The sequence below is a fragment of the Sedimenticola selenatireducens genome (genome assembly GCF_007625115.1).
Classification (GTDB): domain Bacteria; phylum Pseudomonadota; class Gammaproteobacteria; order Chromatiales; family Chromatiaceae; genus Sedimenticola; species Sedimenticola selenatireducens_A.
This window is the reverse complement of record NZ_VMNH01000003.1, coordinates 216,898-227,028: the sequence shown is the minus strand read 5'-3', so window position 1 is coordinate 227,028 and position 10,131 is coordinate 216,898. Positions and strand designations below refer to the sequence as shown.

Annotated in this window: 11 protein-coding genes; 3 read left to right on the top strand and 8 right to left on the bottom strand. The window is 52.4% G+C overall.

Annotated features, from left to right (window positions below):
* Positions 1 to 170 precede the first annotated feature (170 nt).
* From FHP88_RS02175 to FHP88_RS02165, 3 genes are read right to left on the bottom strand one after another with little or no spacing between them, the layout of a single operon-like run.
* Positions 171 to 1,562, bottom strand: coding sequence for a sigma 54-interacting transcriptional regulator (locus FHP88_RS02175; RefSeq protein ID WP_144357338.1), 1,392 nt, complete (start codon positions 1,560 to 1,562; stop codon positions 171 to 173).
* Positions 1,540 to 2,088 carry a hypothetical protein gene (locus FHP88_RS02170; protein ID WP_144357337.1) on the bottom strand — a complete coding sequence of 183 codons (549 nt, stop codon included), beginning with the start codon at positions 2,086 to 2,088 and terminating at the stop codon, positions 1,540 to 1,542. Before FHP88_RS02170 ends, FHP88_RS02175 begins: the two co-directional genes overlap by 23 nt.
* A complete protein-coding gene (locus FHP88_RS02165) occupies positions 2,085 to 3,653 on the bottom strand; it encodes a HAMP domain-containing sensor histidine kinase (protein ID WP_186297563.1) in 1,569 nt (522 codons plus the stop codon). Before FHP88_RS02165 ends, FHP88_RS02170 begins: the two co-directional genes overlap by 4 nt.
* Positions 3,654 to 3,850: 197 nt before the next feature.
* On the opposite strand from FHP88_RS02165, the gene FHP88_RS02160 reads away from it, so the two are divergent.
* Together FHP88_RS02160 and FHP88_RS02155 are read left to right on the top strand one after the other, a co-directional pair.
* Positions 3,851 to 4,198: a BON domain-containing protein gene (locus FHP88_RS02160; RefSeq protein WP_144357335.1), complete on the top strand. Its 348-nt coding sequence runs from the start codon at positions 3,851 to 3,853 to the stop codon at positions 4,196 to 4,198.
* A gap of 92 nt (positions 4,199 to 4,290) precedes the next feature.
* Positions 4,291 to 4,839, top strand: coding sequence for a hypothetical protein (locus FHP88_RS02155; protein ID WP_144357334.1), 549 nt, complete (start codon positions 4,291 to 4,293; stop codon positions 4,837 to 4,839).
* A gap of 21 nt (positions 4,840 to 4,860) precedes the next feature.
* Here FHP88_RS02155 and FHP88_RS02150 read toward each other — a convergent pair whose 3' ends face one another.
* The 3 genes from FHP88_RS02150 to FHP88_RS02140 form a co-directional block, all read right to left on the bottom strand.
* Positions 4,861 to 5,451 carry a DUF938 domain-containing protein gene (locus tag FHP88_RS02150; protein ID WP_144357333.1) on the bottom strand — a complete coding sequence of 197 codons (591 nt, stop codon included), beginning with the start codon at positions 5,449 to 5,451 and terminating at the stop codon, positions 4,861 to 4,863.
* A 7-nt stretch (positions 5,452 to 5,458) separates the two neighbouring features.
* Positions 5,459 to 6,607, bottom strand: coding sequence for a GNAT family N-acetyltransferase (locus FHP88_RS02145; RefSeq protein ID WP_144357332.1), 1,149 nt, complete (start codon positions 6,605 to 6,607; stop codon positions 5,459 to 5,461).
* Positions 6,608 to 6,702: 95 nt separating this feature from the next.
* Entirely contained in the window at positions 6,703 to 7,377 is a 675-nt protein-coding gene (locus tag FHP88_RS02140; protein ID WP_144357331.1) for a glutathione S-transferase family protein, read from the bottom strand.
* A gap of 136 nt (positions 7,378 to 7,513) precedes the next feature.
* Here FHP88_RS02140 and aroG point away from each other — a divergent pair, with 136 nt between their 5' ends.
* Entirely contained in the window at positions 7,514 to 8,575 is a 1,062-nt protein-coding gene (gene aroG / locus FHP88_RS02135) for a 3-deoxy-7-phosphoheptulonate synthase AroG (RefSeq protein ID WP_144357330.1), read from the top strand.
* A 3-nt stretch (positions 8,576 to 8,578) separates the two neighbouring features.
* On the opposite strand, the gene FHP88_RS02130 is transcribed toward aroG, so the two are convergent.
* Positions 8,579 to 9,604, bottom strand: coding sequence for a hypothetical protein (locus tag FHP88_RS02130; RefSeq protein WP_144357329.1), 1,026 nt, complete (start codon positions 9,602 to 9,604; stop codon positions 8,579 to 8,581).
* Positions 9,605 to 9,617: 13 nt separating this feature from the next.
* Positions 9,618 to 10,061, bottom strand: a complete 444-nt coding sequence (locus FHP88_RS02125) for a tetratricopeptide repeat protein (protein WP_144357328.1) — start codon at positions 10,059 to 10,061, stop codon at positions 9,618 to 9,620.
* Positions 10,062 to 10,131: the final 70 nt, after the last annotated feature.

Below are 10,131 nucleotides of genomic sequence, written 5' to 3'. Positions count from 1 at the left end.
GCGCAGCAACACGAGTCGTTTATCTAAGGTGTGCCTGACGGCACCGTTGGTGGGTTACGGTGCAAACAACGCACCTAACCCACCCTACTTTGAATACGAATCTGCTTAAGTAAGTACCAGTCGAGACAGGGTTCGAGTGAACGACAAAAAACGCGCTTATTAAAGCCCTATCAGTCGCTCGCCGAGTCCTGTTTGAAGCGTGATGGTTCCAGATGATGTCGCTTTAACAATTTATAAAATTCAGTACGATTACGCTTTGCCAACTTCGCGGCCTGACTCACGTTACCACTGACACGGCGTAACAGCTCCATCAGATACTCCCGTTCAAACTGCTCGCGTGCCTCCTGAAAACCCGGCACCAAGGCACGCTTCTCTTTGAGCGCCTTCTCGACCTGCTTGACGGGAATAATGGGCGTCGTGGAGAGTGCCGTCAGCTGCTCAATGACATTCTGTAGCTGCCGCACATTTCCAGGCCAGTCATACTGCACCAGAGCATCCAGTGATTCTGCTGAGAAGCCTTTCACCCGATCACCATAACGCGGGGCTAACTGTGTCAGAAAGTAATTGGCCAACAATGGAATATCTTCACGTCGATCAGAGAGCGGTGGCAAGGTGAGTGTTACGACATTGAGTCGATAGTAGAGATCCTGCCGGAAACTACCGTCGGCTACCAATGCATCCAGGTCGTGGTGACTGGCTGAGATAACACGCACATCAACGACGATATCCTGATTGGCTCCTACGGGTCGTACCCGTTGTTCTTGCAGCGCGCGCAACAGCTTCACCTGAAACAGCGGTGGCATGTCGCCGATCTCATCCAGAAACAACGTGCCACCATGAGCGGTTTGAAACAGCCCTTCCCGCGCGGACACCGCCCCACTGAAAGCACCCCGCACATGACCAAACAACTCAGACTCCAACAGTTCGGCAGGGATCGCACTGCAGTTAACGGCGACAAAGGCTTTGTTACAACGTGGGCCGACGCGGTGAACCGCTCGCGCAATCAACTCTTTTCCTGTACCGCTTTCTCCATGAATGAACAGGCTTGCATCACCTTGAGCGACGCGTTTTACTTCCTGCAGTAACTGCTCCATGGATTGGCTGCGGGTAATGATCTCTGATCGCCAATCCTGTTGTGCTGACTGTTCACTGTCTGCCTGTGGCCATCCTCCCATTTGAAGAGCTTGTTCTACTTGCGCGATTAACGCTTTGCTGTCGAAGGGTTTGGTAAGAAATCCAAACAACCCCTGGCGGGTGGCATTAACGGCTTCCTGTATCGTCCCATGCGCAGTGAGGATAATGACAGGTAGAAGTGGATAGTGCTGTTGAAGATGCTGAAACAGCGCCATACCGTCCATTCCACCCATCCGCAGATCGGTGACCACCAAGTGGGGCTTGAACTGTGGCACCAGGCTTACCGCCTGCTCACCACTGCTTGCGGTTTCAACAGTGAGGCCGATGGCAGTAAGGCGCAGAGACAACAGCCGCAAAAGACTCGGATCATCATCCACCAGCAGCACTTGATGAGTGCGTGACAACTCAGTGTGTTTCTTGCTTTTCATCCAGACGCCTGTTGATACTGGTTTCTATTCGCTTCAGATCTTGCAACTGGCTCTCCAATATCGTGTTGATTTTTTCCATTTGTGTGAGCCGACGTTGTAACTTTTTTTGACTTGTCGCCGCCTCTATTAATTGCTGCTGTTGGTGTTGCTGATACTGCAATAGGCGAATCTGATAGTGTGCCAGCCAGCTCACTTCATTGGAGACGAAATGCTGTTCCAGCATATTCTTGATCCAGTCGATCGCTTCTTTAGGCTCACCGCAGCCGTCGACCTGTGTGATTGCTGTAGCCAGATACCAGCCTGTCCAACGGTTGCCACTCTGCTCATACGATTGACGCAGTTCAGCGCAAAGCACATGCTGACCTGCAAGTTCATACGATTGAAAGCGCATTGAAAAATCGATAAGGCTTTGCAGATCCTCTGCCACAATCACTGTGTCGGCAACGGCTGGACTACTGCTTCTAATGGGCTGTTGCTGACATCCCATTAACAAACCCAGAAAAAGAAGAGGCACTAGGTACTTCATCCATTCATCTCCAGCATAGTCTGTTGTGCTAATGGGAGTGTCAGTTTAAATCGGGCGCCCGGATACTCGGTTGTTGGTTCGAGCAAGTTGATCTCACCCCGATGTCGCTCCACCGTATCGCTGACCAACGCAAGACCAAGACCCGATCCTTTAACGCTCCAACTTCCGGTGTTTGTTCCTTGATAAAATTCTTGAAAGATCTTTGACTGGTCTGACGCTGAAATACCCTCACCCTGATCTTCAATCAGGAGGATGACTTGATGATTCTGCGAAGAGAGTGACAGCCGCACATGCCCCCCCTCTGGCGAAAACTTGATCGCATTACTAAACAGATTACCTACCATCATCCTGATTGCCTCTCTGTCGCCCTGTATGGTAACCGCCTGCAACGCATCTATAATGTCCAACCGTTTGGTTCTGACCAGAAGCTGATACTCAGCAACTGATTTCCTGATCACTTCAGAAAGATCAAATTGGCAGGGCTCACTCAGTTCAGTCCGGTGTGTCACGCGCTGATACTCCAGCAGGTTCTCTACCAGGCCATTAAGCTGTAGTGCACCGATTTTCATTAACTGCACGATCTCACGCTGTTCACAATTGAGTTCTCCGACCACTTCGTCTTCCAACAAATCTGACCCTTCACGGAGGGTCGCCAAGGGTGTTTTTAACTCATGGGAGATATTGCGAATAAAGCGCTGTTTTTCATCTTCCACTTCCATCAAGCGGCGGCGCATCCAGTCCAGATGATGGCCCAGGTCTTCCAGATCACTCGGGCCGTGTATCAGGATGGGTTGATCAAACCGCCCTGCACCCAGTTCGCTGATCACCCGTTCCAGGCGTTTGATTGGCCGCGTTAGCAGATAGGCAAACAACAATCCCAGGAGCAACGCCAGCGGTAAGGCCAACAACACCCAAAGCAGCATCTGCTGCCGAACCCGGCTGGCCTCTTGCGCTAATAATTCAGCCTCAATCGCCACCTCCCTACTGCCGATCTGCTGTAACACTCTGGCCTGTAAGGTCAGCGTTTCGTAACCCTGTAGATCATCTGCCGTTAATGCCGCCGCTTTATTCAGCGCCTGCTGTTCAACATGCCCAAACAGGGCAGACTCAGCGTTAAGAAGACCTTCCAGTGGTATACGCAGTTCATCTGACAGACCCTCAAAACGAAGTCCATTGGCTACTTCAACGAAGGCGTCATGATGCTGCTGAAAAACCGCATACAGTTCTGCATCTTTCAATACCTGGTACTGACGGATACTCCGCTCCATTGCGATCAATCGCTCAAGGAGCATACGTCCCCCTTCAGTTGCTCGAACGGTCTGAAAAAGCGTTTGCTGACTTTTCTCGGTATAATTACTGACTGAGAGCAGGCCTGACAGAAGTGCCACCACAACCGGGAGCGTAACCACCAAAAATCCGATAAAAGACCAATGATAGAGCGAGCCTGTAGGAAACCGTCGACCCGTCTCTACCCTTCTGCTGGACAATGAGGTCTCATTGTGGACGAGCGAATCGTTTTTCTGATGAGTCGTTCCCGCTGGATCGAATTGCCGAACCCTGTTCAATGGAACTCCCTGTCGTGTTTGCTGCCTTAACCAGGCATTGACAACCTGAAAGAGGGCGCAGCATAGGGAATAGTCGACAGTTTTTGTATTTAACAGTTCTCAAAAACGACTATTGCCGCCGCCCAAAAAACGGCGTAGATATAAAACTGCGAACCGGTTCACTACCGACGAAGAAGGTCCCTGAGGTAAAAAATAATATGAACAGAAGTAGAACCCTATTACTTGGATTGGTTGGCTTTATTCTGATACTCACGCTGGCTGTGTATAACGGAGCCGAAAAGATAACGGATGATCTGACCGCCCGGGGAAGGAGTGCCTTTGATGAACAGGGTCTGCAATGGGTTGAACTTAAAACTGACGGCCGCAATCTTCTGCTGAGTGGTACCGCACCTTCTGAAAAGGCGGTCACCCAAGCGTTAAAACTGGCTGAGGGACTACCAGGCGTGGAGGGCGTGTATGATAACTTCAGCTACGCGGCCAATTCAGTGAAAACCCCAAAACCTACTGCAGATTCAGACTGGTCAACATCAATAAAGGCCCAATAAATATCAGTTATCTGCAAGATCCGCTAGAATGAATCGGGCATAGAAATAATGTAGGTACTGGCCTTAACTCAGTACCCAAAAAGGACCGTGTGATGGGTTATCTGTTTTTTCAAATTCTGATCTGGATTTTACTTGCCTTCGGACTTGGCGGCATTATTGGCTGGCTACTGCGCGGTTTTACCCACGCCTTTGCCGACGAAGGCAAAAGCGAAGATGTGCAAAGTGGGCGTGGCGGTGATCACATCATGATGGCCCTGCTCAAGTCTGAGCTGAGTGACTACAAAAAAAGGGTTAAAGAGCTCGAGGCCATAGCAAATACTCCCGACCCAGCGTCTGCACCAGCACCAGCACCTGGAAAAGCTAAAAAAGAGATCCTCGACGCTTGGCAACCGACTGCACTTCCTGAACCCAAAGGGGTCGCAGATGATCTAAAGAAGGTGCGCGGGATAGGTCCAAAAATTGAAAAGACCCTGAATGATCTGGGCATCTATCACTACTACCAGATTGCAGCGCTGGACGAAGATAACATCGTCTGGCTGAATAACCATCTGCATTTTCCTGGCCGCATTGAGCGGGAGCAGTGGGTTGAGCAGACGCGTGAGTTTGTGCAGCAGAGTATTGAGCAACCGGCCACGCCTTAATCCGCAAGATCACCTCGTCAACTATCGACGTTGCCAGCAGAGTATGCGGTTGTTCACCGGCATTTCGTAATCCTGTAACAACGCTAATCCGGCTTTCTCGGCCAGATGATTCACCGCCTCAAAATCCCGCACCCCCATCGCTGGGTCGCGCGCCTTAAGCCAACCATCAAAGCGGGCATTACTCTCACTACTAAACTTGCCGTTATAGTTGAACGGCCCATAGAGTGCGAAGTGCCCACCACTCGGCAACAAACGACCCACCCCGGCCATCATCGCCTCCACATCGGTCCAGTGCATGATATGGGCAGTATTGGCCGAGAATACGGCATCCACCGCCAGATCTGGCCACTCTGACCGGCTTACATCCAGCAATAGCGGTGGTCGTACATTGGGCAGTGCCGCCTCATCCAACCAGAGTTGAATGCCCGCGTGATACTCCTGACAATCACTGGTATACCAAGTAAGGTGTGGCATCTTGGCAGCGAAATAGACGGCGTGCTGTCCGGTCCCGCTGCCGATTTCCAATACGGCGTTGGATTGTTCAAAGCGGGGCTGGATCACTGACAGAATCGGTTCACGATTTTGGTCGCAGGATTCAGAATAGGGTTTCATAGTGAGTTTATCCTGATTCAGTGCAACCAGGGTTGCGATAAGGAATAGAGGGTTGTAACTGTTGAAGATAGTTGGCAATAGCGGCCTGTTCATGCTCAGTATAGCGGGCAATCGGCTCGCGAAACCCCTCATCCCTGATCCAATGACTGGAGCGAGTCAAGGTCGGCACGAAGCCACGAGAAAGCTTGTGTTCACCCTGAGCACCCGGCTCAAAGCAACTCAATCCCTGTTCAATACAGTGCTCAATGCCCTGGTAATAGCAGGCCTCAAAATGCAACCCATCCAGTCGCAAATCCGCCCCCCAGTGCCGCCCATACAGGGTCGTATCACTCTGGTACATCAATGAGCCGGCGACACAGACACCGTCCAGATCAGCCAGCACCAACAACACCTGATCCGGTAGTTGCTCGGCTACCTGGCGGAAAAAGCCATAATTGAAGGTAGCCATACCCCACTTCTCCTGGAAGGTCTTGTTATAAAAGTGGGTAAACTGCTGCCAATCCTGATCGCCGGCGGTGTGGCCATTCAGACGCCGCAGTGTGACGCCCGCTTCCTGCACCCGCCTGCGTTCCTGGCGAATATTCTTACGTTTCTTGGCCACCAGCGCACCAAGAAACTGATCGAAATCGTCGTAGCCCTGATTGTGCCAGTGAAACTGCACATCGTGGCGCGTCAGCAATCCTTGTCCAGCGAGAAACTCAAAGCCTTCCGCTGTGGGAAACAAGCAATGAAAACTGCTGGCTCTGATCTGTTCGCCCAATTGCAGAACTGCCCGTAACAGAATGGGAAAGTAATCCGACGCCTTACCAGCGACTGCCAATAAGCGCTGCCCAATGGCAGGGGTATAGGGAACGGCAGAGACCAGCTTTGGGAAATAGGCCAGACCCGCACGGTGATAGGCATCGGCCCAGGCATTATCAAAAACAAACTCGCCATACGAATTATGTTTTTCATACAGCGGCATAGCCGCCTGTAGCGCCCCTGCTTCATACACTGCAATATGGCAGGGCAGCCAGCCAAACTGCTCACTCACACAGGCGTGCTGCTCCATGGCGTTGAGAAATTCATGTCGCATAAAGGGATTATTATCACGGACCAGGGCATTCCACTCCCCAGGGGAAATCTCATCAATACGATCGTGAATCTTTATTTCCAATGACCATGACTCCGTAGGTGCTCAATCATGGACAATCTATCAGAGCGCTAATGCGTTAAATACCGGTGAAAACTGATGATTCTTCATCAGCAGCTTTAAAACGGGACACTCGGCCAGTCCGCTTCATCCTCATCAATCACCTCGGGCTCCTCCCTCCCGGCCTTAATCCACTGCTGCATCGCCGGACTGTGGTAGAGCGTTTCGGTGTAGGCCTTGGATAGGGGGTCCAGTGCCACCTCATAGCTCAACAGACGCATCACCACAGGCGCATACATGCAGTCCGCCACACTGAAATGACCAAACAACCAAGGCCCTGCGGCGCCATACTGTTCACGACAGTAACGCCAGAGGGCCTGGACTCGATCGATATCCCGCTGCGCAGCAGGGCCCGGCTTGAATCCTGGAAAACGCCGGCGACAGTTCATCGGCAGTTCATTGCGCAATCCAAACAGACCTGAGTGCATCTCCGCCGCCGCGGATCGGGCAACGGCGCGCGCTGCACGATCAGCAGGCCAACCCTGTTTTTCCGGGAACTGCTCCGCCAGATACTCCAGGATCGCCAGCGAATCCCACACCTCCAGATCCCCGTCCAGCAAAACGGGCACTTTAGTATCGGAAAAATGCACTGAGAGATCTCGCGCCATGCTCTCAGTGAACAGTTTTACCTTTTTGGTATTGAACGGAATCTCATGATGGGCAAGAAACAGCCAGGGACGCAGCGACCAGGAGGAGTAGTTCTGATTGCCAATTACCAGTGTCAGACCCGTCATAGTGTTTCGCCTCTTGCAGTATTGGGATGAAACTAAAGCATACACAAACCCTTGCGAGGTGTCAGGAGCGCCTGTCGCCTGGTGCGTTTTCACTATACAATTGTTCATTTACTGAGACTTTTACAAGAGAGAGACCATGCGCCACGAAACCGACGACCTTCGCATCGAAGCCATTAAAGAACTCATCGCCCCGGCGGAGTTACTGGCTGAATTTCCCGTTACAGATGCGGTTGCCGATACGGTACATGACGCCCGCCAAGCGATTCATCGGATACTGCATGATGAAGATGATCGGGTACTGGCGATTGTTGGGCCCTGCTCGGTACATGATCCGGCAGCAGCCCGTGACTATGCCGCCCGACTCAATAAACTGCGCCTGGAGTTAGCCGATGATCTGCTAATCGTCATGCGCGTCTATTTTGAAAAACCCCGTACCACGGTCGGCTGGAAAGGATTGATCAACGATCCGGATCTGGACAGTTCGTTTCACATCAACAAAGGCCTGAAACTGGCCCGCCAGCTGCTGCTGGATGTGAACAGCATGGGACTACCCGCTGGAACCGAGTTCCTGGACCTTATCAGCCCGCAATACATTGCTGACCTGGTGAGCTGGGGGGCGATTGGTGCGCGCACCACCGAAAGCCAGGGACATCGAGAACTGGCCTCTGGCCTCTCCTGCCCAGTCGGCTTCAAGAATGGTACCAACGGCACCCTGCGTATCGCCCTGGACGCCATACGCGCCGCCTCCCAACCGCACTGCTTCCTCTCGGTCACCAAGGAGCGTCACTCAGCCATTTTTACCACCCGAGGCAATGAAGACTGTCACGTCATCCTGCGCGGTGGCAGTCGTCCCAACTACGATACCGAGAGCATCAATATTGCTTCCGAAGAGATGCAGAAAACCGGATTCAAACCACGCATGATGATCGATTTTAGTCATGCCAACTCGCGTAAGCAGCACCAGAAACAGATCGATGTAGGCCATGATGTCGCAGGACAGATCGCCCGAGGTGATCGTCGAATCAATGGTGTCATGATCGAGAGCTTTCTGGTGGCAGGAAATCAGGAGTGGCGGGCAGACGAAGAGCTGACCTATGGCCAGAGTATTACCGATGCCTGTATCAGTTGGGAAGATACCGAGCCGCTCCTGCGCACCCTGGCCGATGCAGTGCGCCAGCGCAGAAGCCGAAAGAGTTAACCTTTACCGAACCACCGTAAAGCTGAACCGCTCCCCATCCAGGGTGATCTGATCACCCGGGGAGAGGCTCTCCGAACGACGATCGATTTTGCCATCACCGTTGACGTCGATACTGATACCGTCGTTTAGGTAGTTCCCATCAATAACCCGGTTATCGGCCAGATAGGCCGCATAACGTTTGCCATTAATCTGCAACTGACCAGCAAGCTGGGTACGGTTGTAGAAACGCAGGGCGTCCTGTCTCCAGCTCTGGTCATTGGTATAGATCCATAGCTCCATATCACCTTGCAGCTGGGTAATTCCCGACGCCCGATCAAGCGGCAATTTAAGTACATTAGCGAAGCGTCCCTTGCCTCGGTTAACCAGTGGTGCCCCGTCATCGGTCAGATCCCCATTTCGATTGAGGTCGACATAGAGCTGATAGCCCTGCGGATCGGTATCCAGCACGAAGGCGTGACGCCTGCCATTGGCAAGATCTAACGATCCATACTTCTGACCAGGACCTTTGAAGCGGGGCAAACGCCGATGCAATGAGCCAGGACGGCCCGAAAAAGGCACGTTTTGAGACACAGCGCCTATCTTGAAACCGACCGGTCGAAAACCAACGCCGATGGAAACCTCTAGCGACGTTCCCTCCTTGGTGGCCCGAATGGGTTGCGGCTTAACGACAACGGGGACTTCTGTCCGTGGTATCGCTGTTTCGATCTTGCGGGGAATTGACCGGGGCGGTTGTGGTTTTGATGACACCGGCGGACGTTCTGTTTTTGGAAAAGGTAAATCAGCAGACCGCCAAGTCTCTACGACCTGCTCATAGACTTCAACGGCCTGCTCGGGGATATGCTCTAGCAGTCCACTGTGGTAGAGCCAATAGGCGATAAAACCAAACACAATCAGCCGGCCCAATCCTCGACCGCCCCTGGACCTCTTTTTAGGAAATGCCGTGGGAGACTCGATGGAAATTTGAGCGCGAGGTTCCTCTCCCCGCCTGATCGTGGGACGGTCTGGAAACTCACTGACGCGCTCTTTCATGCCTTAGCGTCACTCACATTTCGTCAAAGCCCGCGGCCTTGTACCAGCGCTTGGCTTCATCCAGATCCTTCTCCACCACATCACCCTGCTCATACATCATGGCCAGGGTGGTCTGCGATCCAGCCAGCCCCTGCTCAGCGGCCTTCTTGAACCACTCCACGGCTTTGGGACCGTTTTTATCGACACACTCCCCTTCCATGTACATAAAACCCAAGCCGTGCTGAGCCAGCGCCATACCACTCTCAGCCGCGCCTTTCATGTATTTATAGGCCATCAGCTGATTGACGACCATACCCAGCCCATTCTGGGCCATGATCGCCATGCGATATTGAGCCTCTGGATTGCCCTGCTCGGCCAAGCCTGACAACAGTTTGGTTGCGCTGGCAAAATGCTTAGCCTCAAATGCCGCAATACCGCTACCTAACTCCATCTCAATCTGTTGATCATTACTGCTCATTGAAATACCTCCGGTTCTAGGATCATTCACAGCATCTGCGCTGAGATCCTTACATAATCATTCTAGTGTT